Here is a 22,032-nt window from a genome sequence, read left to right as displayed (position 1 = left end):
CGTGTGCGGGGGGTTTCAGCCGACCACGCGTCGTCTCATCCGTGCGCACGCCAGGAACCACATCAGGACCACGAACACCAGCAGCACTCCGAGGTGGAACAGCGCCGCTCCGGCCCCGAGGTCGCCGAAGACCACCCCGCGGATCAGCTCGACCGAGTGGTAGAGCGGGTTGGCCATGGCCGCGTTCCGCACCCAGTCGGGCAGCTCGGTGAGCGGGAAGAACGTGCCCGCCACCAGGAACAGCGGGGTGAACAGGCCGCTGAACACGTAGTCCATGGACCGCACCGAGTTGATCAGGGCGGAGATCCAGATCCCGAAGAGCGCGAAGGCGAACCCGGAGAGGAAGGCGATGAGCGGCACGAGCAGCAGGCCGGGGCCGGGGCGCAGCCCGAAACCGACCGCGACCAGCAGCGGGACGCACCCGTAGACGCCCGAGCGCATCGCCAGCCACAGCGCCTCGCCGGTGACGAGTTCGCGCACGTCCACGGGGGCGGCGAGGATGCCCTCGTAGGTGTGCAGGAATCGTCTCTTGATGAAGGTGTTGATGACCCCGGGCATCATCGACTGGAACAGCACCGACACCGCCACGATGCCCGTGCCGAGGAAGTCGATGTAGCTGTACCCGGCGAGGGTGCCGATGAGGGCGCCCATGCCGAAGCCGAAGCAGAGCAGGTAGAGGGTGGGCTCGACCACCGCAGCGAAGGTGGTCGCCCGCCAGGACTGGCCGTACAGGATCCACTCGCGGGCGACGACGCCCATCACCGCGTCGGCCTCCAACCGGCCGGGGCGGGCGTGGATCTCGGGCCGGGCGTCCTCCCGGGCCTGCCGTGTCTGGTCCGTCACTCCACACTCTCCCCGGTCAGGGCCACGAAGACGTCCTCCAGGGTGCTCACCCGGCGCAGCGGCGCGCCCAGCCGGTCGCGCAGGGAGTCGGGCAGCTCCTCGGCGCGCAGGACCGACACGGTGGTGCCGGTGCGCCGGGTGGTGAAGCCGTGACCGTGGACGAGGCTTTCGAGTCCGTCGACGCCCTCCTCACCCGGGGTGTACTCCTCCACGGTGGTCCCCGCGTACCGGGCGACGAGGTCGGCGGGGGCGCCGCGCTCGACGATCCTTCCCGCGGCCATGAGCGCCACCTCGTCGGAGAGGCGTTCGGCCTCCTCGATGTAGTGGGTGGACATCAGCACGGTGACGCCCTCGGCGCGCAGCGCGGAGATGACGCTCCACAGGTCCTGGCGCACCTGCGGGTCCAGGCCCACGGTGGGCTCGTCCATGAGGACGAGTTCGGGCCGGTGCAGCAGGGCGCGGACGATGAGCAGGCGGCGGCGCATGCCCCCGGACAGGTCGTCGACGAGGGTCGCGCCCCGGTCGGCGAGCTGGGCCAGCCGCATGGTCCGGGCGATGGCCTCGCGGCGTCGGCGGCGCGGCACCCGGTACAGGTAGGAGAACATCCGCAGGTTCTGCTCGACGGTGAGCTCCTCGTCGAGGTTGTCGTGCTGGGGCACGACGCCCATGCGGGCCCGGGCCCACTTGGACTCGTCGGGGATGGCGTGGCCGAGGACGCGGATCTCGCCCTCGTCGGCGAGGGACTGGGCGGTGAGCATCTTCATGGTGGTCGACTTGCCCGCGCCGTTGGGCCCGAGTAGGCCCAGGACGACGCCCTGCGGGACCTCCAGGTCGAGCCCGTCGACGGCGGTGAGCGAACCGAAGCGCTTGACGACTCCCCGGAGTCGCAGGGCGGGGACGGACGGTGTGTCACCGGCGTCCATGGTCGCGCTCCCGGACGGACGGCGACCGGGGACAGGTGTGGTCATGAACACAACCGTAGACAGCGGGGGCGAGGGATTTCCAGCGGGTTTCTCCGGCTGTGGAAACACCCCGCCGAGCCGTGCGCGTCTGCGGCGCTGCGGGCAGTGCGGGCCCCGCAGGGCGGTCCGACCGGCGGAAAAACCCGTTGTCCCGGCCGGGGCGCCCGCCTACGATCGTCCTCCGGACCCGTAGGAACGAGAATCCGGAGGACGACTCCGGACGGAGAAGGGTGAGTATGCCCCGGAACGCGCCGAGCGCGCCTCACAGTCACGCGTGCCACCGCCGTACCCGGGTCCCGGGTGCCTGAGGCGGCCACGCCCCTTTCCGTCGAGAAGCGCTCGGCCTGCTCCCTGCTGTCTGTCACCCTTTCCCAGCAAGGAGTACCTTCCGGGTGTCCACCACCGATTCCTCCGGCCGCTCCGGCCACCGCTCCGCCACCCGCACCGGCGCCTTCGCCTGCGTGCGCTGCGGCCTGTCCGTGTCCCGCCTAGGTCCCGACGGGGAACCGCGCGACCACTGCCCGAGTTGCCTGAGCTCCCGCCACGTCCTGGACCGGGTCGGGGGCGGCGCCTCCGACTGCGGCGGGCGCATGGCCCCGATCTCGGTCGCGGTACCGCGCGGCGGCGCCTGGACGCTCATCCACCGCTGCGGCGTGTGCGACGAGATGTCCGAGAGCGCCGTCTCACCGGACGACAACCACCTCGTCCTCATGCGGATCGCGGTCCGGCCGCTGGCCGAACCGCCCTTCCCGCTCGACCTGTTCGGGGAGGTGTGAGCGTGGGCCGACGCAACACCCGTGTCACCAGGCGTCCCCAGCGCCCCAAGACCGTGCTGCACGCCCACGGCGAGGCGGGCGGCGCGGGTTCGTTCCGCTGTGTGCGGTGCCGTCTGGAGATCCCGGCCCGCGCGCCGGGGACGGCCCATCGCAACCACTGTCCGCACTGCCTGACCAGCCTGCACGTGGACCTGCGGATCCCCGGCGACCGCGCGTCCGGCTGCCGGGGCGCGATGGACGCGCTGAGCATGGCGGCGCGGCCGGACGGGGAGTGGATGATCGTCCACCGCTGCGTGCGGTGCGGTGAGCTCGGCCCCAACCGCGTGGCGGGCGACGACAACGCCCGCGCGCTGGTCAGGGTGGCGGTCCGGCCGCTGGCCGCCGCCTCCGACGCGGTCGCTCGGCGGGCGCTGATGGACCTGTGACGGCGGACGGGGCGGGGGCCGCAGGGCTTTCCGCCCCGTCCGGGTCCGGCCCGCCGCGCTTTCCGATCGGGCCGGGGCGCCGCGCCTTCCGGCCGGAGTCCGCCCGTGAGCCCGGGCGGGCGGACGCGGAGCGCTCCCCGGACGCGCCGACGCGCGGTGCTCCCCGGACGGGCGACCGGCCCGGGGTTTCGCCTAGTGTGGGCGGTGTGAGTGAGGAAGTGTCCCCCGATCGGCTCCGCGCCTCCAACACCGACCGCGAACGGGTCCTGCGGGTCCTGCGCGAGGCCGCCGCCGACGGCCGTCTGGACCTGGAGGAGTTCGAGGAGCGCTCCTCCCTCGCGCACGAGGCCCGGACCCTGGGCGAGCTGCCCGGCATCACCGCCGACCTCCTCCCCGCCGAGCAGCAGCCCATCCGCCTGGACCGCCAGCCCGTCCTGGGCCTGTTCGGCAGGGCCGAGCGCAGGGGCCGCTGGGTGGCCTATCCCGACGAGCTGGCCGTGGCGCTGGTCGGCAGGGTCGAGGTGGACATGCGCGAGGCGCTCCTGATGCACAACCACCACCGCATGACCGTGACCGCCGTCCTGGGCCGCGTGGAGATCGACGTCCCCGAGGGCGTCGAGGTGCGGATGACCGGCTGGTCGTTCCTGGGCAGGCGCACCACCACCGCGCGCCGCTCCGAGTTGTCCCACCCCCCGGTGCTGGAGATCGACGGGTTCTCCCTGTTCGGCGTGGTGCGCGTGCGCGCCCCCAAGAGGCGCCGCCTCCTGGGCTGGCGCCGCCGCGATCGCCGACGCGGCATCGGGGCCTGACCGCGCCGACCTGCGGGGACCGCCGACCGGGCACGGGGGGCGGCGACGGTGTCAACATGACGCGCGCAACACCGCCAACCCCGGGTGAGGTGGCGGTGTGCTCCGGTGCGTCTGGCAATCTGGGGCTCACAGGTTTTCCCAGGGAGAGTTGGGTTGCAATGAGCGAGTTCCGTATCGAGCACGACTCGATGGGTGAGGTCAGGGTTCCGGCCGAGGCCAAGTGGAGGGCCCAGACGCAGCGTGCCGTCGAGAACTTCCCGATCTCCGGCCAGGGCCTGGAGGGCGCGCACATCGCCGCCCTCGGCCAGATCAAGGCCGCCGCGGCCAAGGTCAACGCCGAGCTCGGCGTCATCAGCGACGACCTGGGCAAGGCCATCCGGGAGGCCGCCCTGGAGGTCGCCGAGGGCAGGTGGAACGACGAGTTCCCGATCGACGTCTTCCAGACCGGCTCGGGCACCTCCAGCAACATGAACACCAACGAGGTCGTGGCGACGCTGGCCACCGAGCGCCTCGGGGCCCCGGTGCACCCCAACGACCACGTCAACGCGTCGCAGTCCTCCAACGACGTGTTCCCCTCCTCCATCCACATCGCCGCCACCTCCGCCGTGCAGAACGACCTGGTCCCGGCGCTGCGGCACCTGGAGGAGGCGCTCGGCGCCAAGGCCACCGAGTTCGCCTCCGTGGTCAAGAGCGGCCGCACCCACCTCATGGACGCCACCCCGGTCACCCTGGGCCAGGAGTTCGCCGGGTACGCCGCCCAGGTGCGCTACGGCGTGGAACGCCTGGAGGCCGTCCTGCCGCGCGTGGCCGAGCTGCCGCTGGGCGGCACCGCCGTGGGCACCGGCATCAACACCCCCGAGGGCTTCTCCGCCCGGGTCATCGCCGAGATCGCCGAGCACACCGGCCTGCCGCTGACCGAGGCCCGCGACCACTTCGAGGCGCAGGGCGCCCGCGACGGCCTGGTCGAGCTGTCCGGCCAGCTGCGGACCATCGCGGTCGGCTTCGCCAAGATCGCCAACGACATCCGCTGGATGGGCTCGGGTCCGACCACGGGCCTGGGCGAGATCCTCCTGCCCGACCTCCAGCCCGGCTCCTCGATCATGCCGGGCAAGGTCAACCCGGTCCTGTGCGAGGCCGTGCTCCAGGTGACCTCGCAGGTCGTCGGCAACGACGCCGCGGTGGCCTTCGGCGGCGCGAGCGGCAACTTCGAGCTGAACGTGCAGCTGCCGATGATCGCCCGCAACGTGCTGGAGTCGATCCGCCTGCTCTCCAACGTCTCGCGCGTGTTCGCGGACCGCTGCGTGTCCGGCATCGAGGCCAACGTCGAGCAGTGCCGCGTCTACGCCGAGTCCTCGCCGTCGATCGTGACCCCGCTCAACCGCTACATCGGCTATGAGGAGGCCTCCAAGGTCGCCAAGCAGTCGCTGAAGGAGAAGAAGACCATCCGCGAGGTGGTCATCGAGCGCGGATACGTCGAGGACGGCAAGCTCACCGAGGCGCAGCTGGACGAGGCCCTCGACGTGCTGCGGATGACCAACTCCCAGTAGTCCGGACCCGTTCCGCCACGGGGCACCCCGCACGCGGGGTGCCCCTTCCGCGCGCCGGACGGGGCGGTCGTGTGCCGGGCGGGGCGCACGGTGCGCACGGGTCGCGGTTGTGTCTCACCCGGCCGCGAGGGGCCCGGACCAGGAACCTTCCGGGCGCGGGAGGCGTCCGACATTCTTGAACAGAGCACCTTGGAAGCCCGCCTTCGAGAGGGCAGTACATGTCGAGCAACAGCGGCAGTGAACGCATCGTCGCGGACCGCTACGTCCTGCGCCGTGAACTCGGCCGCGGCGGTATGGGGGTGGTCTGGCAGGCCTTCGACCCGACGCTGGACCGCGACGTCGCGATCAAGCAGGTGCTGCTTCCCGACCACTTCACCGACTCCGAACGCGCGGACGCCCACGGCCGGGTCCGGCGCGAGGCGCGCTCCGCCGCCCGGATCAGCCACCCCACGGTGATCACCATCCACGACGTCTTCGAGTACGACGGCAACCCGTGGGTGGTCATGGAGCTGGTCGAGGGCGGGTCCCTCCAGGACCGGCTCGACGAGCGGGGCGCCCTGCCTCCGGACGAGGTCGCGGAGATCGCCGGGTCGCTGCTGCGCGCCGTGCGGGCCGCGAACGCGGCCGGGGTCCTGCACCGCGACATCAAGCCGGGCAACATCATGACGTCCCTGGACGGCCGGGTGATCCTCACCGACTTCGGCATCGCGACGATGGAGGGCGGGCCGAGCATCACCCGCACCGGCGCGCTGATCGGCTCCCCCGAGTACATGCCGCCCGAGCGGCTGGCGGGCGGCCCGGCCGAGCACCGGGGCGACCTGTGGAGCATCGGCGTGACCCTGTTCGCGGCGGTCGAGGGCACCTCCCCGTTCCGCCGCGACAGCATCACCGCGGCGATCGCGGCGGTGATGTCCGCGCCGCTGCCGCCGATGACGCGCGCCGGGTGGCTGGAGCCGGTCATCTCCGGTCTGCTGGAGCGCGACCCGGACCGCAGGCTGAGCGCGGACGAGGCGCTGGCGCTGCTGCGCGAGCGCGGCGGGCCGAACGCGGGCGGCGACGACAGCGGCGGCTTCGGCGCGGCGGGCGCCGTGGGAGCCGCGGGGGCGGGCGCGTTCTCGGGCGGTACCCCGGCCTTCGGCAGCGGCCCGCACACGGCCCCCGGGGTCAGCGGTCGGCAGAGCCCCCACCACACGCCGAGCGGTGGCCACCCCGGCACGGGGCCGCGGGGCGGCTACCCCCACACGCGGACCCCGCTGCCTCAGGGCCCGATGACGGGGCAGCACCTGCCGCGGGGCGGACCGGCCGACCCGGTGACACCCGCGACACCCTTCGCGCACGGGCACCGCACGGTCCACCAGCACCGGCCGCCCCACTCCGCGGGAGGCGGTCTCGGCGGCACGGGCCGTGGCCCGGGTGGACCCGGGGGTCCGGGTGTCCCGCTCCACTCGGGCGGCCACGGCGGTGCGCGTCCGGGTTCGGGCTCGGGGAACACCAGGCTCCTCGTCGGCGTGGGCGCCGCGGTGGTGGTCCTGACGCTGATCGGCGGCGTTGCCGTGGTCGGTGCCACCCTGTTCGCCGGCGCCGAGGCCGAGGGCGGCGCCGCCGAGGCGCTGTCGGCGTCCGAGAGCGCGCGGCCGCCTGCGGAGCCCTCTACCTCCGTCGGCGGGGACGAGGGCGGTGCCGGCAGCGGCGGCGGTGAGGGCCGGGGCGAGGGCGGCCAGACCGGCGGCGGGGACGAGAACGGGGAGCCGCCGTCCTACGACGAGCTGGAGACCTTCCGGTCGCAGTGGTTCCACGTGGACTACCCGGCCGGGTGGCAGGTGGACGACAGTGAGATCGAGAACACGCTGGCGGTGTTCGTCGCGCCGGGCAGCGACCACCAGGTGTGGGTGACCGGCTGGACCGAGCAGGAGTTCACAGGGACGAGCGCCGAGTACCTGGAGGACACCAACGGCGGGACGAAGGTCGAGGGTGACGTCACCACCGGCTACACGCAGTTGGAGCTGGAGGAGTTCGACGACGGCGACTTCGAGGAGGGCTGGGACGTCGCCCTGGTGGAGTCCGACCTCGTCAACGAGACCTGGGCGAGCCAGGAACGGCGCTTCTGGGCCTACGCGATCAGCACCGAGCACGAGGGCGACCGGGTGTTCTACCTGGTCAGCGTGAACGTTCCGCGCGAGGACGCCGACTACTACGACGACCTGCACGAGGACGTCATGGAGACGTTCGACCCGCTGCTGTGAGCGCGCCGCCCGCCGACCGCGGCGGGCCCGACACGACGGGGGCCGTTCCGGAAGGGAACGGCCCCGCGCCTCGCGTGTGCACCGGAGACGGCGCCCTCCGGCAGGGGGCGCCCCGGCGGGTCAGTACCAGCCGACGGACTGGGAGTGGGCCCAGGCCTCACAGGGAGTGCCGTAGCGGCCCTTGATGTAGTCGATGCCCCAGGCGATCTGCGTGGCCGGGTTGGTCTGCCAGTCGTCGCCGTGGGTGGCCATCTTGTCGCCCGGCAGCGACTGGGGGATGCCGTAGGCGCCCGAACTGGGGTTCTGCGCGCTGGGGTTCCAGTTGCTCTCCTTCTGCCACAGGGGCTCGAGGCAGTCGTGGAACTCGCTGGCGGCCCAGCCCTGGTCGGTGACCATCTGGAGGGCGATGCCCTTGGGGTCGCCGGTGAAGACGGGAGTCTCCTCCTCCTCTTCCTCTTCTTCCTCCTCCTCGATGTCGCTTCCCTCGACCTGGGCCGTCAGGACCCCTTCGGTGAGAGCCGCGTCACGCTGCTCCTGAGCCTGACTGCGCAGGGTCTGGAGTTCTTCCTGGGACAACTGCTCGGAGAAGAACGACTCCTCCCCGGCTTCGGTGTCGGCGGCGGGTTCCTCGGTCTCCGGAATGGCGGCGCTGGCCACCGTGTCCGGATCGAGCTCGTCATCCGCGAACGCGGTGACGGCGAAGGTCGCACCCGCGACGAGAGTCGCCGCACCGACCGCCGCCGTACTACGCAGCGACATTCGGTTGATTAGCACGATTGCCTTTCCCAAGAGGGGGTTATTGGCAGGGAAAGCCCTATTAATACCAGTTGTTGGCCTGGGAGTGGGACCAGGCGCCGCAGGGGTTTCCGTAGCGGTCCTTGATGTAGTCGATGCCCCAGGCGATCTGCGTGGCCGGGTTGGTCCGCCAGTCGGAGCCGTGGGAGGCCATCTTGTCGCCCGGCAGGGACTGCGGGATGCCGTAGGCGCCCGAACTGGGGTTCTCGGCCGTGTGGTTCCAGTTGCTCTCCTTCTCCCACAGCGGCTCCAGGCAGTCGTGGAACTCGCTGGCGGCCCAGCCCTCGTCCAGGACCATCTGGAGCGCGATGTCCTTGGGGTCGCCGGAGGAGGCCGACCCGGCGGATCCACCGCCGGAGGAGTCGGAACCGCCGGAGGACTCGGGTTCGGGCTCCTCCTCGGGTTCGGGTTCGGGCTCGGCGATGTCGCTGGCCGTCCCGCTGTCTGCGCGGACGGCCCCGTCGACGGCCGCCCTGGCCTGCTCCATGCTCTCCTCGCGCTGGGTCTGGCGCTCCTGGTCGCTCTGCCCGGGCTGCGCGGCGAAGAAGTCCTCGGGCCGGTCGGACCCGCCGTCGCCGCCCGCCGCCGCCTGCTGGTCGGGGACCACCGCGGCGGAGGCGAGCTGGCTCGGGTCCGCCGCGTCGCTCTGGGCGAACGCGGCGACCGAGAAGGTGCCGCCGGCGACGAGGGTCGCGGCGCCGACGGCGCCCGCATGTCGCAGTGAGATGAGGTTGAGTAGCAAAATCGCCCTTTCGCGTAGACGCACACGCGCCCCACGGGGTCCGCGTGTGTGAGAGTTCGCCGCCGCTGACCACGTGGCCCGGGGTGTCGCGCGCGAGGGAAGGGGTAGCCGTTCGACCGACCGCGGCGCGGGTTCCCACGTGGGAGGGGATGTTCGTGCAGCGGGTTCAGCCTGCATCATCGTCACGATGAAGTAACGCCAGATTTACTATGCCTTGGATCACATCACGGAATGCATCCGCGATGCGGTGCTTTGACCTGCACGTCGATACGCACAGTCAAGAAGGAGTCAAGCCCTCCCGGCACTGTGGCGAGGGTCTCCGCACCTGCCGAAAGGAGACGGGGGTCACCGGGAACGGTGTTCCTGAGTACCCGTACGGATGTGCGCGGGCGGCTCCGGGGGTCAGGATGGCGCCATGAACGTCCACGGATCCCCGCCGTCCCCCGCGGGCCCACGGCTCAAGTGCCCGGACTGCCGCGCCCCGCTTGCCGCGCGGCCCCGCTCCTGCCAGCGGTGCGGGCTCCTGCTCGTCGGCGCCACCGCCCAGCGCCTGTGGCACATCGACACCGAGATCGCGCTGCTCAACAGCCGTGAGCGGCACCTGCGCGAGGAGCGCGCCGCCGTCGTGGCACTGCTGCGCGAGGAGTCGGACCGAGGCGCGTCCCCGGCCGGAGCCGTTCCCGAATCCGCCGACGGGGAGCGGCCGTGGGCTCCGGGGCCGCAGGGACGGCCGCCGGGGCCCGCGCGGGTCCCCGGACAGGCGCCCGGTGCCGCGCCGGAACCGGCCGTCCTGCCCGGTGGCGCGCCTCCCGACGGGCACGGAGCCCACGCGCACGTGCGGGTCCCGTACACGTCGGCGCACGGGCGGGCCGAAGGGGCGCCGGCCGGACGGGCGCCCGGGGAGGTCACCCGCCGCTCGGCGCAGAACGTCATCCTCGGGCTGGGCGGCGTGCTCGTCGGCATCGCGGCCCTGGTCTTCGCCATCTGGACGTGGAGCGACATGGGCACCGGCGCCCGCGCCGGTGTCCTCGGCCTCACCACGGCGGCCTTCGCCGCCTTGGCCCTGCCGCTGCACCGGCGCGGTCTCAGGGCGACCGCGGAGACCTTCGGATGCCTGGCCGCCGCGCTGCTGTGCGTCGACGCCCTCGCGCTGTGGCTGCTGATGTCGGAGCGGCTCGGGAGCGGACCCGGATACACCGCGACCGCGCTGCTCGTCATCGGCGCGCTGCTGGCGTCCTATCCGCTGCTCGTGCCGCTGCGGACGCCGCGCGTCCTGGCCGTCCTGCTCCTGCAACCGGTGCCCGTCCTGCTGCTGGCGGCGTCCGACTCCCCCGGCCTCTGGTCCTGGGCGCTGCCCGTCCTGGCCGCGACCGGACTCGCCGACCTGCTCCTGGCTCTCTGGTTCGGACGGCCCCGCGCGGGCGTCCCCGTGCGCGCCCTCCGGGTCAGCGCGACCGTGCTGTGGGCGCTGACCACGGTTCTGGCGCTGCTGTACACGGCGTTCGTCCTGGCCGCCTCCGCCGCGGGCGCCGATCACGTCGGAGCCCGGTGGTCCGTGGCCGCGGTCCTGCTGCTGTCGGGCGTGACCGGCCTGCTGCTGGCCCGCGGCCCGCTGCGCCACGTCCCGGAGGGCCCCGGTCCCGTGGGTGCCGTGAGCGGTGCCGCTGGCCCGGGCGCCCCGGGCGGTACCGGCGCGTCCAGGGTCTTCGCGGCCATCGCCCTGCTGGTCCTGGGGGCGGCCCCGATGGTCGCCGGGCCCGCGCACCTGCCCGCGCTGCCCAGGGCGCCCCTGCCCCCGTGGAACGGCGGACCCCCGACCGCACCGGTGTCCGGCGTGCTGGGCCTGCCGACGACGACCACCCCGGACGCGGGGTTCCACCTGCTCGCCGTGCTCGTCTGCGCCGTGCTGTCCCTGGGCGCGGTGTTCCTGCTGCGCCGCCGGGCGCTGGTGCCCGCCGCCGCCCTGACCGCTCCCCCGGCACTGCTGACGGTCGTGCACCTGCTGGACCCGCCGCACGCGGTGGCCGTGGTGTGCGCCCTCCTGGTCGGCGCCGCGCTGGTCCTGGCCACGGCCCTGGTACCGCGTCGGCCCGGCGCCTGGGCGCCCGCGCTCACCGGAACCCTGACCCTGCTCACCGGCGGCCTGTGGTCGCTCCCGGACCGGTACACCTCCCTGGCCGCCCTCGTGTTGGTGGAGGCGACCGTCCTGGTCGCGCTGCTGCTGTACGCCCGGTCCGGCCGCCCCGCGGTGCTCCACGCGACGGGCCTGCTCCTGTGGGCGCTGGCCCTGCTGACCGGTGCGTTCTTCGGGCTCGGCCTCGTGATCTCGGACACCGTGCCGCCTCCGGCGTGGTGGCTGCTGGCCGCCTGCGCGCTTCTGGCCGGGGCGAACGCGGTGGTGCTCGGACGGATCCCCCTCCCGTGGGCGGGCGGTGCCGGGGGCGACCCCCGGCCGGTGTTCACCGTGGTGGGCCTGCTCCTGCTCTCGTCCGCCCCGCTGCTGGTCGGGCGGGGGCACAGTCCCGGCCTGCCGCTGCTGTCCGGCGCGTACGGGCCGTGGACGGCGCCCGTGCGGGCGCTGGGCGACCCCGCCTACTCCGTCCTGGGGCTGCACCGCGTGGCGGGCCCGGCGGAGGCCGTCGGCACGGCGGCCGGAATGCTGCTGGCCGGTACGGCGGCGGTGGCCCTGGTCGCCCTGCTCGACCGCGGACGGACGGCGGCGGCGGCGGTCCTCGCCGCGCCGCCCGCGCTCGTCGCGCTGCCCCTGGTCCTGGACGCGCCGTTCCTCGGCGCGCTGCTGTGGGTGTTCGCGGTGGGTTCGGCCCTGGCGCTGTGGTCGGCGCTGACCCGGGACGGACGGCTCGGCTGGCTGGCGGGGCTGACCGGCCTCCTCACCCTGCTGCTCGGCACGGGCTGGGCGCTGGTCCAGGAGCACGCGACCACGGGCGCCCTGATGGGTGTCGCGGTGGTCGCCGCGGTGGTCGCGGCCCTGGCCCGGACCGCCGTCGCGGCGGTCGGCGCCACGGCGGTGGCGACGGCGGCGACGGGCGGGTTCGCGCTGGCCCTGCCCCTGCTGCTGGGGGCTCCGGTGGAGCACGCGGCGCTGGCGCCGATCGCGATGGTCGCCGCGGTGGCCGTGGCCGCGCCGCGTCTGCGCGGACCGCTCGTACCGGCGACGGAGGTCCCCGCCTGGGTGTGGGCGGCGGTCTCGCTGGGCGTCACCGCGGCGGCGGGGGCGCGGCTGGAACTGGTCGCGCTGGCGCTGGCCGTGGTCGGGGTCGTCGCGCTGGCGACCGCCGCGCGGCCCGAGCGGCGCTGGTTCGCGCTGGTGGGCGCGCTGCTGATGCTGGCGGCACTGTGGACGGTGCTCTCCGCGTGGGACGTGGCCGTGCCCGAGGCGTACACGGTGCCACCCGCCCTGGCGGCGCTGGCCGTGGGCTGGGAGTGGAGCCGCAGGGCTGCCGAACCGCCTTCGAGCTGGGCCGCCCACGGCGGCGGCCTGGCCCTGCTGTTCCTGCCCACCGTCGTGCTGGTGCTGGCGGAGGACGGCATGGTGTGGCGGGTGCCCGCCGTGCTCGTGCTGGGCCTCGCGGTGACCGTGTGGGGGCTGCGCCGACGGCTCCAGGCGGCCCTGGTGATGGGCGGGCTGGTGCTGGTGGCCACCTCGCTGCGGGCGTTCGGGCCGCCCCTGTGGGACCTGACCCGGCTGGTGCCGAACTGGGTGCCGTTCGCCGTCGCGGGTGTACTGCTGCTGGTGATCGGCGCCCGCTACGAGGCCAACCTGGAACGGGTGCGGCGCCTGGGCCGCCTGGTGGCGGGAATGCGCTGAGAAGCCCGGCCACGCGCCCGTGGGACGCGGGCCGGACCCGACGCCGACCGCCTGCGCACACGCGCCCGCGGGGCGCGGGCCGGAACCCGCCGGGGGCTCCACGGGGCGGCGGGCCCGTCAGACCGACGGGCCCGCCGCGGTACCGCGTCAGTTCTCCAGCATCTCCGTGACCAGGGCGGCGATCGGCGACCGCTCGGACCGGGTCAGGGTGACGTGCGCGAACAGGGGGTGGCCCTTGAGCTTCTCGATCACCGCGACCACGCCGTCGTGGCGGCCCACACGCAGGTTGTCGCGCTGGGCGATGTCGTGGGTGAGCACCACCCGCGAGTTCTGGCCGAGGCGGGAGAGGACCGTGAGCAGGACGTTGCGCTCCAGGGACTGGGCCTCGTCCACGATCACGAACGCGTCGTGCAGCGACCGGCCGCGGATGTGGGTGAGCGGGAGGACCTCCAGCATCCCCCGGTCCACGATCTCCTCGATGACCTCCTCGCTGGTCACCGCGGACAGGGTGTCGTGCACCGCCTGGCCCCACGGGGTCATCTTGTCGTTCTCGGTCCCGGGCAGGTAGCCCAGCTCCTGGCCGCCGACCGCGTACAGCGGCCGGAACACCATCACCTTGCGGTGCTGGCGGCGCTCCAGGACGGCCTCCAGACCGGCGCACAGCGCCAGCGCCGACTTGCCGGTGCCCGCGCGCCCGCCCAGGGAGACGATGCCCACCTCGGGGTCGGTGAGCAGGTCCAGGGCGACGCGCTGCTCGGCGCTGCGGCCGTGCAGGCCGAACACGTCGCGGTCGCCGCGCACCAGCTTCACCGACTTGTCGGGCTGGACCCGGCCGAGCGCCTTGCCGCGCTCGGAGACCAGCACCAGCCCGGTGTGGCAGGGGAGATCGCGGGCCGCGTCGATGTCGCTCTCGCCGCTGGCGAACAGTTCGCCGATCTGGTGCGCGGGCACGTCCAGCTCGGCCATGCCCGTCCAGCCGTGCTCGATGGCCAGTTCGGCCCGGTACTCGTCGGCGGCCAGCCCGATGGAGGCCGCCTTGATCCGCATGGGGAGGTCCTTGCTCACCAGCACGACGTCCCCGCCCTCCTCCTGGAGGTTGCGGGCCACCGTGAGGATCCGGGTGTCGTTGTCGCCGAGCCGGAAGCCCGCCGGCAGGATCTGCGGATCGCTGTGGTTGAGTTCCACCCGCAGCGTGCCGCCGACGTCGTTCACCGGTACCGGGGCGTCCAGACGGCCGTGGGCGACCCGCAGGTCGTCCAGGCGGCGCAACGCGTGACGAGCGAAGTACCCGAGCTCCGGGTGGTGACGCTTGCTCTCCAGTTCGGTGATCACCACCACGGGGATGACGACCTCGTGCTCGGCGAACCGGCTCAGAGCGGCCGGGTCGGCGAGCAGGACACTGGTGTCGAGCACATAGACGCGTCCGTCCTGGCCTACCTCCGTACGGGGGTCGGGGGACTGGGTGTCACGGCGATCGGTCGAGGAACTAGCCACTCGTTCTCCCCTTGGGCACCGCTGGGGCGCCCTACTGTCACGGGATCATGGAGGACCGGGACCTGGCCCGCGAGGGCCGGGTCCGGCCCTCCTCGTTGACGTTCCGCGATGGCGGAGGAGATCAATGAGACGGGGCCTCCCGAACGGGTGGACGAACGCCACCCGCTACTTCCGACGCTACGCGTCCGTGCTCCCGTTTCCAAGGGACCTCTCCCTCCGCGCGGTGAACTCCGCGTTAAGGGGTCGGGCTTCGGGGGGTCAGGATCCGTAGCGGCGGTTGCGCGCGCCGTACGAGCGCAGTGCACGCAGGAAGTCCACCCTGCGGAAGGCAGGCCAGTAGACCTCGCAGAAGTAGAACTCCGAGTGCACGCTCTGCCACAGCATGAAGCCCGACAGGCGCTGCTCCCCCGACGTGCGGATGAGCAGGTCGGGGTCGGGCTGACCGCGCGTGTAGAGATGCCGTGCGATGTCCTCGATGTCCAGGCGCTCGGCAAGCTCCTGGATACCGGTGCCCTTGGCCGCCTCCGCTTGGAGGAGGGACCGAACCGCATCAGCGATCTCACGTCTACCTCCATACCCGACGGCGACGTTGACAACCAGCCCGGGGTTACCGGATGTGGCCGTCTCCGCCTCCTTGAGCGCCTGGGCGGTGGACGCGGGCAGGATGTCGAGGGCCCCCACGGGGCGCGTGTTCCACCCCTCCTCGCGCAGCCGGGCGATGGTCTGCTCGATGATGCGCACCAGCGGGCCCAGCTCGGACTCGTCCCGGCTGAGGTTGTCGGTGGACAGCATCCAGAGTGTGACCACCTGCACGCCGACCTCGTCGCACCAGCGCAGCAGTTCGAAGATCTTGTTCGCGCCCGCCTGGTGGCCCTGCTCGGCCGCGCCGAGCCCGCTCACCTTGGCCCAGCGGCGGTTGCCGTCCATGGCGACACCGACGTGGCGGGGGATCTCCTGACTGGTCAGCCGACGCTCCAGGCGCCGCTCGTAGAGCCAGTACAGGGGGTCACGAAGCCCCATTGGCGAAACCTCTCAGAGCTGGATCTGGAACAGCACACCGTGGGAAAGGATGTGCCGACGGGGATGCCTCCAGCGTAGTTCGCCCGAAGGGGGCTACGTCACGGCCAGGGACTTGCGCACGTGCTTGCGCCCCTGGTGGATGCGGGACTTGACGGTGCCCAGGGCCAGGTTGAGCTCGGAGGCGATCTCGTTGTAGTCCATCTGGCACAGGTCGCGCAGGACCAGGGGGGCGACCAGGTTGGGGCGGTCCTTCTCCAGCTGGTCGAGGGCCTCCAGCAGGTCGATGCGGGAACCGGCGATGACGCTGGTGGTGCGGGGGTCGCTCTGGTGGGGCATACGCTCGGCCTCGGTGGGGAACTCCGCCGAGCGCCGCTTCATGGAGCGGTAGGTCTGCCGGGCGGAGTTGGACACCACCGTGTACAGCCAGGTGGTGAACAGGGAGTCGCCCTTGAAGCTGTCGATCTTGCGCGCCACGCGCAGCAGCGCGTCCTGGCACGCCTCCTCGGCGTCCTGCCGGTAGGGCAGGAAGCGGGAGCAGCGGCGCAGCACCTCGGGCTGGATCCGCCGGAGCAGGTCGTCCAGGGCCATGGCGTCTCCGGCCTTGGCCCGGCGCGCGAGGTCCTCCAGCTCCTCGTCGACGTTGCTCGCCACCCGGCGCCGCGGCGCGGGGCTCTCCTCGTGGTCTGCGTGGTCACTACTGCGCATGTCTGGTCTCTCCCTGACTGACGGCAGACATCCGGCCGTCCGCTGCGGACGCGGGTGCGCCCCTTGCGTTCGAGGGTCACACGTCACCGGGACGTCTACGGCCCCGGTCCGGATCCGCACTCGTGAAAAATCGTCGCCTTCGCCGCCGCGCACGGCGCGGAGCCCGTCGGGCCCCCTCCAGTCTCCACGTCCGGAGGGGATCGGCGCCACCCGGAGAGGGGATCATATCGGCGGGAGGCAATGTGAAGGTACAGATGGTGTATTAGTGGGCAACGACCGCGTGTTCACCCCTGACAGACCGAGGCGGAGATGAGCCAACCTGAGGCCTTCGGGCGCTACCGCGTCATCCGGCGCCTTGGGTCGGGTTCCTTCGCCACGGTCTGGTTGGCGCAGGACGACCTGCTGAACTACTCGGTGGCCATCAAGGTACTCGCCGAGAACTGGGCGCACCAGATGGACATCCAGCACCGCTTCCTGGAGGAGGCGCGCATCCTGCGCCAGACCGACTCCACCTGGCTGGTGGCGGTGCACGACGTGGACGTGCTCCCCGACGGTCGGCCCTACATGGTGATGACCTACGCCGACCAGGGCAGCGTCGCCGACCTCATCCACCGGGGCACACTGCCCCTGGACGAGGCCCTGCGGCTGCTCACCGAGATCGGCCAGGGCATCACGGTGCTGCACAACCACGGCACGATCCACCGCGACATCAAGCCGTCCAACGTGCTGCTCCAGTCCTCACCCGTGGGGCAGCGGGTGCTGGTGGCGGACCTGGGGTTCGCCAAGTCGATCGACGAGGCGTCGGGGTTCACCGCGGCGGCCGGGACCCCCGGCTACATGTCCCCCGAGCAGAGCATTCCCGGCGGTGACCTGGACGTCCGGTCGGACGTGTACTCGCTGGGCGCGGTGGCCTACGAGCTCATCACCGGCCGTCCGCCCTCGCGTCCGCCGGTGAAGGTGGCTCCTGGCCAGATCCGGCCAGGTCTGCCCCCCGCGCTCGACGAACTCATCCTGTCGGCACTTTCGGTGGACCGGGAAAGCCGTCCGGCGGACGCCAAAACCTTCACCGACCGGGTCAGAACCATCCGTATGGCGCCCGACCTGCCCAAGGCGGCCGTGCCGTGGTGGCAGCGGCTGCGCATGCCGTGGCGGCGGGCGGCCGCCCTGGCGGGGGCGCTGGTGCTGACGGGCGCCAGCCTCTCGGGCTCCCTGGGCAGGCCGGGGGTGTCCCTGACCACCGTGCACGACGCCGCACAGGGGGTCTACCTGGAGGTGCCGTCGGTGTGGGCCCACGAGATCCACACCGCCCAGGAGGCCCTCCCCGCGGCGGCCGAGGCCGGTGCGGGTCCGGGCCTGCTGGTGGCGACCGACGCCGAGGACTGGGACTCCACCCGGGAGACGGCCTACGGTGTGTACGCGACCGTGGTGCGCGGCCCCGCCGACCTGAGCGGGATCGCCGGCGCCCAGCCGTGCGGAGACCCTCCCGAGGAGCGGCCGCTGGACACCGGTGAATGGGAGGGCACGGTGTGGGACTGGCCCGAGTGCCACGGCAACGGGTCGCTGAGCAGCGCCGCCGTGCACGAGCCGGGCGAGCCCACGACCGTGTACATGGAGATCCGCCAGCCGGGCTACCGGCCCGACCTGGTGGACCGGATCATCGCCGGTACGCACCTGGGGTAGGCCCCGGCGACGCGTCAGGCCAGCAGCTGCTCCCGCAGGTCCTCGGGCGAGGTGACCGGGAGCTTGCAGACGAAGCCCTCGCACACGTAGGCGGTCGGTCGCCCGCCCACCGGCGCGCGGTCGCGCAGCAGCGGCACCCCGCCGTCGTCGCGGCCGTCGCCGCGTGAGAGCACGGTGCCCAGCGGCGCCCAGACCAGCGCGGCGCGCACCAGCTCCGCGGTCCTCGGGTCGTCGGGGTCGCCCACCACCGCCACGGCGCGCGGCCCGGTCAGGAGTGCCTCGCCGGTGGCCAGGCCCCATCCGGCGAACCGGGCGGCCTTCTCCGCCAGCACCGCCAGCGGGGACAGCGCCTCCTCGGCGGCCGTGCGGTGGCGCTCGGATCCGGTCAGCGCGGCGTAGGAGAGCAGCGCGGACGCCGCCGCCGACCGGCCGGACGGCGTGACGTTGTCGGTGGGGTCCTGGGGCCGGTTGAAGAGGCGCTCGGCGTCGTCGGCGGTGTCGTAGAACCCGCCGGAGCCGTCGCCGAAGCGCTCCAGGACGGTGTCCAGCAGACGCCCGGCCTCGTGCGCGTAGCGCGCCTCCCCGGTCACACCGTGCAGGACGAGCAACCCCTCGGCGACGTCGGCGTAGTCCTCCAGCACCCCGGCGCTGGTGCCCGCGCGCCCGTCCCGGGAGGTGCGGACCAGGCGCCCGTCCCGCAGGTGCACGCGCAGCAGCAGGTCCGCGGCCGCGCGGGCGGCCTCCACCAGGTCGGGCCGCTCCAGCAGCACCCCGGCCTCGGCCAGCGCGGCGACCGCCAGGCCGTTCCAGGCGGCCACCACCTTGTCGTCGCGCGCGGGGGCGACCCGTTCGGCGCGGGCCGCCAGCAGGGCCTCACGGACCCGCTGGTAGCGCCAGGCGTCGGCGGGCGGGGCGGGCAGCTGGAGCACGGAGGCGCCGCGCTCGAAGGTGCCCTCCTCGGTCACGCCGAACACCTCGGCGGCGAAGGCGGCGTCCTCCTCGCCCAGGACCTCCCGCAGCTGGGCGGGCGTCCACACGTAGTAGGTGCCCTCCTCGCCCTCGCTGTCGGCGTCCAGCGCCGAGGCGAACCCGCCCTCGGGCGTGCGCAGGTCGCGCAGCATCCAGTCGGCGGTCTCCCCGGCGACCCGGCGCAGCAGGGCGTGGGTGGCGGCGTCGGAGACCCCCGGCCCCGAGGGGCGGCGGCCCATCCGGGCGTAGGCGCGCAGCAGCAGGGCGTTGTCGTACAGCATCTTCTCGAAGTGGGGCACGGTCCACTCGCGGTCCACCGAGTAGCGGGCGAAACCGCCGCCGAGCTGGTCGTACATGCCGCCCTGCGCCATGGCCAGGGCGGTGCCGCTGGCCATGAGCCAGGCGGGCGTGGACTCGTCCGCGCTCTGCAGGGGTCGGGTGCGCTCGTCCTGGGCGGTGAGGAAGGAGAGCAGCATCGACGGCGGGAACTTGGGCGCGGTGCCGAAACCGCCGTGGGCGCTGTCGTAGTCGCGCACCAGCGCGCGGACGGCCAGGTCGAGCCGGTCCGCGGAGGGCGGCGGCGCGGCGGCCAGGGTGCGCGGGCCGCTCAGCGCCTCCACCACGCGCGCGCCCTGGCCGACCAGTTCGGTGCGCTGGTCCCGCCAGGCGTCGGCCACGCCCCGCAGCAGGCGCTGGAAGTGCTCGCGCGGGAAGTAGGTGCCGCAGTAGAACGGGGCGCCGTCGGGGGTGGCGAACACGGTCATGGGCCAGCCTCCCTGGCCGGTCATGGCCTGGGTCGCCTCCATGTACACGGCGTCGACGTCGGGGCGCTCCTCGCGGTCCACCTTGACGTTGACGAACAGGCTGTTCATCAGGGCCGCGGTCGCCTCGTCCTCGAAGGACTCGTGGGCCATCACGTGGCACCAGTGGCAGGCGGCGTAGCCGACGGAGACGAGGAGGGGCACGTCGCGCCGACGCGCCTCGGCGAGGGCCTCCTCACCCCAGGGCCACCACTCCACGGGGTTGTCGGCGTGCTGCAACAGGTAGGGGCTGGTCGCGTCGCTCAGGCGGTTGGGCATGCCCCCACTGTGCCATCCGGGGCGGCGGGGCGTCGCGCACCCGCCCGAGCGGAGTCCACGGCACGCAGGCCGACCCGGTGCCCGTGAACTCCGCCACCCGGGGCGGTGGGGTGTCGCGCACCCGCCGGAGCGGGGCGGGGACCACCGCCCGGGAGGAGGCCGGGTGTTCGTCCGGCGGGCACGGGAGCGGCCCGGAGCCTCCGGGCCGAGCGGTGGGCCCGGGCGGTGCGCCCGGACACGCCGTCCCGCTGGGGCAGGGCGGGGACGTCTCCTCTAGCTCCGCGGAGCGGTGTCCTCGGCGGAGACCTGCGCCGCGTCGGCCGACTCACCGTCGTCGGAGGCCGTGGTCCTCGCGCCGAAGTCGTCGTCCTTGGGCAGGGCGCGGAGCTTGCCCAGGAGACTGCGCATGAGGAAGTACAGCCCGACGCCGATGGCGAAGATGACGAGGAAGCCGAGCACACCGGGGGTCACGGTGTCCTTGTCGAGCTGGAAGCTGCCCGCCAGCACCGTCGCGGACGTGAGAAGGGTGTTCATGCCACTCATACTCTCACTGCTTCTCGGACACCCGCGAAGAGGTCCTTCTCAGGGATCTCGGTGTCCACCAGCGAGCGCACCAGGTGGTAGTCCTCACTCGGCCAGGCCTCCGCGACGACCTCGTTGGGCACGGCGAACCAGAACCCGTTGGGGTCCACCTGGGTGGCGTGCGCCTTGAGCGCCTCGTCGGCGACGTCGAAGTACTCGCTGCAGTGCACGCGCGTGGTGATCTCCCAGCGGGGGCGGTCGCGGTCCGCGATCCGCTTCATCCACTCCTCGAAGGGGTTCTCCAGCCCGCGCGCGGCCAGCACGTCGGCGAGGGCCTCGAACCGCTCGGGCGGGAAGGAGACGAAGTAGTACAGCTTGAGCGGCTGCCAGGGGTCGCCCGCGTCCGGGTAGGCGTCGGGGTCGCCCGCGGTGTCGAAGGCGTGCATCGACACCTTGTGGGTCATGATGTGGTCGGGGTGCGGGTAACCGCCGTTCTCGTCGTAGGTGAGGATGACGTGCGGCCGGAACCTGCGGATGGACTCCACGAGGGGCGCGGCGCCCTCCTCCACGGGAAGGGTGGCGAAACAGCCCTCGGGCAGGGGCGGCAGCGGGTCGCCCTCGGGCAGGCCGGAGTCGACGAACCCGGCGAACTCCTGCTGGACGCCGAGGATCTCCCTGGCCCGCTCCATCTCCTCTCGGCGCACCTGCGCGATGTTCTCGCGGATGTCGGGACGCTCCATCGCGGGGTTGAGGATGTCGCCGCGCTCGCCACCGGTCATGGTGACAACGAGCACGTCGACGCCCTCCTCCGCATAGCGGGCCATGGTGGCCGCGCCCTTGCTGGACTCGTCATCGGGGTGGGCATGAACGGCCATGAGCCGCAGGCGCTCGGACAACGAAGGGTCTCCTTGACTAGGTGGACGGACGCGAGGGGCGCGGCCGTCCGGCTCCCCCGGTACACAGGCTCGGACGACTTCCGCGCGGGGCGCGTGGGGAGGCTGTCAGGTCGGGGATATCTTAGACAACACCGTCCCCTTGTTCGGAGATTCCCGATGCAGCCGACCCCGGAGGAAGACGCCGTGAAGAGCGCCGAAACCACGGCCGACACAGCGGCCGACTCCTCGGCCAGTACCGCTCCCGCGCTGCGCAAGCGCCACGGGAACGGGCCGGTCTTCTTCGTCATCGCCACCCTCTTCGCGGTGGCGTGCGCGGTCGGCTGGGGCTACTCCCTGATGAACTTCAGCGGTCTGGGCGGCGGGGTGTACCACCAGGTGATCACCTTCTCCGCGCCCACGCCCGAGGAGGCCACCATCAGTTACGAGGTGAACAGCAGGAACGGCGCCGAGTGTCTGGTCGTGGCGCTGGACGAACAGTTCGTCGAGGTGGGCCAGACGCGCTCGAAGGCCGAGGCCGGGAACCGCATGGTCACCACGACCGTTGAGACGGTTCGTCAGGCCGCCACGGTAGAAGTGGCCTCGTGCAGGGAACAAGGTTCGCAGGACTGATCCACCGAGCCCCTTAGCCCGGCTCCGGAGGCACCGCCGAACCGCGGGAACCCGTGTGTCACGACGCACGGTGATATTCTCGTAAGT

18 protein-coding genes are annotated in these 22,032 nt (G+C 72.9%); 8 read left to right on the top strand and 10 right to left on the bottom strand.

Features of this window, described 5'->3' with window-relative positions; translation table 11 throughout:
- Positions 1-15: 15 nt before the first annotated feature.
- Both G011_RS0111455 and G011_RS0111450 read right to left on the bottom strand, forming a co-directional pair.
- Entirely contained in the window at positions 16-843 is an 828-nt protein-coding gene (locus G011_RS0111455) for an ABC transporter permease (protein WP_019608595.1), read from the bottom strand.
- Positions 840-1,766 carry an ABC transporter ATP-binding protein gene (locus G011_RS0111450; protein ID WP_019608594.1) on the bottom strand — a complete coding sequence of 309 codons (927 nt, stop codon included), beginning with the start codon at positions 1,764-1,766 and terminating at the stop codon, positions 840-842. The genes G011_RS0111455 and G011_RS0111450 overlap by 4 nt, the downstream gene beginning before the upstream one ends.
- Before the next feature lie 431 nt (positions 1,767-2,197).
- Between G011_RS0111450 and G011_RS0111445 the strand changes: the two genes are divergently transcribed.
- From G011_RS0111445 to G011_RS0111425, 5 genes are all read left to right on the top strand, one after another.
- Entirely contained in the window at positions 2,198-2,581 is a 384-nt protein-coding gene (locus tag G011_RS0111445) for an RNHCP domain-containing protein (RefSeq protein WP_019608593.1), read from the top strand.
- A complete protein-coding gene (locus G011_RS0111440; RefSeq protein ID WP_019608592.1) occupies positions 2,578-3,006 on the top strand; it encodes an RNHCP domain-containing protein in 429 nt (142 codons plus the stop codon). The genes G011_RS0111445 and G011_RS0111440 overlap by 4 nt, the downstream gene beginning before the upstream one ends.
- A gap of 218 nt (positions 3,007-3,224) precedes the next feature.
- Positions 3,225-3,815, top strand: coding sequence for a DUF1707 domain-containing protein (locus tag G011_RS0111435; protein WP_019608591.1), 591 nt, complete (start codon positions 3,225-3,227; stop codon positions 3,813-3,815).
- Positions 3,816-3,973: 158 nt separating this feature from the next.
- Positions 3,974-5,362 carry an aspartate ammonia-lyase gene (locus G011_RS0111430; RefSeq protein WP_013151165.1) on the top strand — a complete coding sequence of 463 codons (1,389 nt, stop codon included), beginning with the start codon at positions 3,974-3,976 and terminating at the stop codon, positions 5,360-5,362.
- A gap of 218 nt (positions 5,363-5,580) precedes the next feature.
- The gene (locus G011_RS0111425; protein WP_019608590.1) at positions 5,581-7,605 is read left to right on the top strand and encodes a serine/threonine-protein kinase; all 2,025 of its coding nucleotides are present in this window, start codon (positions 5,581-5,583) and stop codon (positions 7,603-7,605) included.
- A 120-nt stretch (positions 7,606-7,725) separates the two neighbouring features.
- Here G011_RS0111425 and G011_RS0111420 read toward each other — a convergent pair whose 3' ends face one another.
- Both G011_RS0111420 and G011_RS0111415 read right to left on the bottom strand, forming a co-directional pair.
- Positions 7,726-8,364: a transglycosylase SLT domain-containing protein gene (locus G011_RS0111420; protein WP_019608589.1), complete on the bottom strand. Its 639-nt coding sequence runs from the start codon at positions 8,362-8,364 to the stop codon at positions 7,726-7,728.
- Positions 8,365-8,422: 58 nt separating this feature from the next.
- Positions 8,423-9,142, bottom strand: a complete 720-nt coding sequence (locus G011_RS0111415) for a lytic transglycosylase domain-containing protein (RefSeq protein ID WP_019608588.1) — start codon at positions 9,140-9,142, stop codon at positions 8,423-8,425.
- Positions 9,143-9,557: 415 nt separating this feature from the next.
- Between G011_RS0111415 and G011_RS0111410 the strand changes: the two genes are divergently transcribed.
- Positions 9,558-12,971, top strand: a complete 3,414-nt coding sequence (locus G011_RS0111410) for an SCO7613 C-terminal domain-containing membrane protein (protein ID WP_019608587.1) — start codon at positions 9,558-9,560, stop codon at positions 12,969-12,971.
- A 147-nt stretch (positions 12,972-13,118) separates the two neighbouring features.
- Here G011_RS0111410 and G011_RS0111405 read toward each other — a convergent pair whose 3' ends face one another.
- The 3 genes from G011_RS0111405 to G011_RS0111395 form a co-directional block, all read right to left on the bottom strand.
- The gene (locus G011_RS0111405; protein WP_019608586.1) at positions 13,119-14,384 is read right to left on the bottom strand and encodes a PhoH family protein; all 1,266 of its coding nucleotides are present in this window, start codon (positions 14,382-14,384) and stop codon (positions 13,119-13,121) included.
- Positions 14,385-14,723: 339 nt separating this feature from the next.
- A complete protein-coding gene (locus G011_RS0111400) occupies positions 14,724-15,485 on the bottom strand; it encodes an isoprenyl transferase (protein WP_013151159.1) in 762 nt (253 codons plus the stop codon).
- Between the two features lie 93 nt (positions 15,486-15,578).
- Complete coding sequence (locus tag G011_RS0111395) at positions 15,579-16,190, bottom strand: RNA polymerase sigma factor (RefSeq protein ID WP_013151158.1); 612 nt, start codon at positions 16,188-16,190, stop codon at positions 15,579-15,581.
- A 309-nt stretch (positions 16,191-16,499) separates the two neighbouring features.
- On the opposite strand from G011_RS0111395, the gene G011_RS0111390 reads away from it, so the two are divergent.
- Positions 16,500-17,870: a serine/threonine-protein kinase gene (locus tag G011_RS0111390; protein WP_019608585.1), complete on the top strand. Its 1,371-nt coding sequence runs from the start codon at positions 16,500-16,502 to the stop codon at positions 17,868-17,870.
- A gap of 14 nt (positions 17,871-17,884) precedes the next feature.
- On the opposite strand, the gene G011_RS0111385 is transcribed toward G011_RS0111390, so the two are convergent.
- The 3 genes from G011_RS0111385 to mca form a co-directional block, all read right to left on the bottom strand.
- The gene (locus G011_RS0111385; protein ID WP_019608584.1) at positions 17,885-19,918 is read right to left on the bottom strand and encodes a thioredoxin domain-containing protein; all 2,034 of its coding nucleotides are present in this window, start codon (positions 19,916-19,918) and stop codon (positions 17,885-17,887) included.
- A gap of 273 nt (positions 19,919-20,191) precedes the next feature.
- Complete coding sequence (locus tag G011_RS0111380; protein WP_019608583.1) at positions 20,192-20,452, bottom strand: hypothetical protein; 261 nt, start codon at positions 20,450-20,452, stop codon at positions 20,192-20,194.
- Between the two features lie 5 nt (positions 20,453-20,457).
- Entirely contained in the window at positions 20,458-21,336 is an 879-nt protein-coding gene (gene mca, locus G011_RS0111375; protein WP_019608582.1) for a mycothiol conjugate amidase Mca, read from the bottom strand.
- A 156-nt stretch (positions 21,337-21,492) separates the two neighbouring features.
- Between mca and G011_RS0111370 the strand changes: the two genes are divergently transcribed.
- Positions 21,493-21,945, top strand: a complete 453-nt coding sequence (locus tag G011_RS0111370; protein WP_013151153.1) for a DUF4307 domain-containing protein — start codon at positions 21,493-21,495, stop codon at positions 21,943-21,945.
- Positions 21,946-22,032: the final 87 nt, after the last annotated feature.

Origin of the sequence: Nocardiopsis sp. CNS-639, from assembly GCF_000381685.1 — a bacterium.
Lineage (GTDB): Bacteria > Actinomycetota > Actinomycetes > Streptosporangiales > Streptosporangiaceae > Nocardiopsis > Nocardiopsis dassonvillei.
This window is presented reverse-complemented; position numbering and strand designations above follow the sequence as displayed.

What these genes read in the sequence shown, in the direction of transcription:
- G011_RS0111370 (WP_013151153.1), top strand. Translation starts at nt 21,493, where the DNA reads ATGCAGCCGACCCCGGAGGAAGACGCCGTGAAGAGCGCCGAAACCACG.
- G011_RS0111400 (WP_013151159.1), bottom strand. Translation starts at nt 15,485, where the DNA reads ATGGGGCTTCGTGACCCCCTGTACTGGCTCTACGAGCGGCGCCTGGAG.
- G011_RS0111420 (WP_019608589.1), bottom strand. Translation starts at nt 8,364, where the DNA reads ATGTCGCTGCGTAGTACGGCGGCGGTCGGTGCGGCGACTCTCGTCGCG.
- G011_RS0111395 (WP_013151158.1), bottom strand. Translation starts at nt 16,190, where the DNA reads ATGCGCAGTAGTGACCACGCAGACCACGAGGAGAGCCCCGCGCCGCGG.
- G011_RS0111385 (WP_019608584.1), bottom strand. Translation starts at nt 19,918, where the DNA reads ATGCCCAACCGCCTGAGCGACGCGACCAGCCCCTACCTGTTGCAGCAC.
- G011_RS0111425 (WP_019608590.1), top strand. Translation starts at nt 5,581, where the DNA reads ATGTCGAGCAACAGCGGCAGTGAACGCATCGTCGCGGACCGCTACGTC.
- G011_RS0111430 (WP_013151165.1), top strand. Translation starts at nt 3,974, where the DNA reads ATGAGCGAGTTCCGTATCGAGCACGACTCGATGGGTGAGGTCAGGGTT.
- G011_RS0111390 (WP_019608585.1), top strand. Translation starts at nt 16,500, where the DNA reads ATGAGCCAACCTGAGGCCTTCGGGCGCTACCGCGTCATCCGGCGCCTT.
- G011_RS0111450 (WP_019608594.1), bottom strand. Translation starts at nt 1,766, where the DNA reads ATGGACGCCGGTGACACACCGTCCGTCCCCGCCCTGCGACTCCGGGGA.
- G011_RS0111380 (WP_019608583.1), bottom strand. Translation starts at nt 20,452, where the DNA reads ATGAACACCCTTCTCACGTCCGCGACGGTGCTGGCGGGCAGCTTCCAG.
- G011_RS0111410 (WP_019608587.1), top strand. Translation starts at nt 9,558, where the DNA reads ATGAACGTCCACGGATCCCCGCCGTCCCCCGCGGGCCCACGGCTCAAG.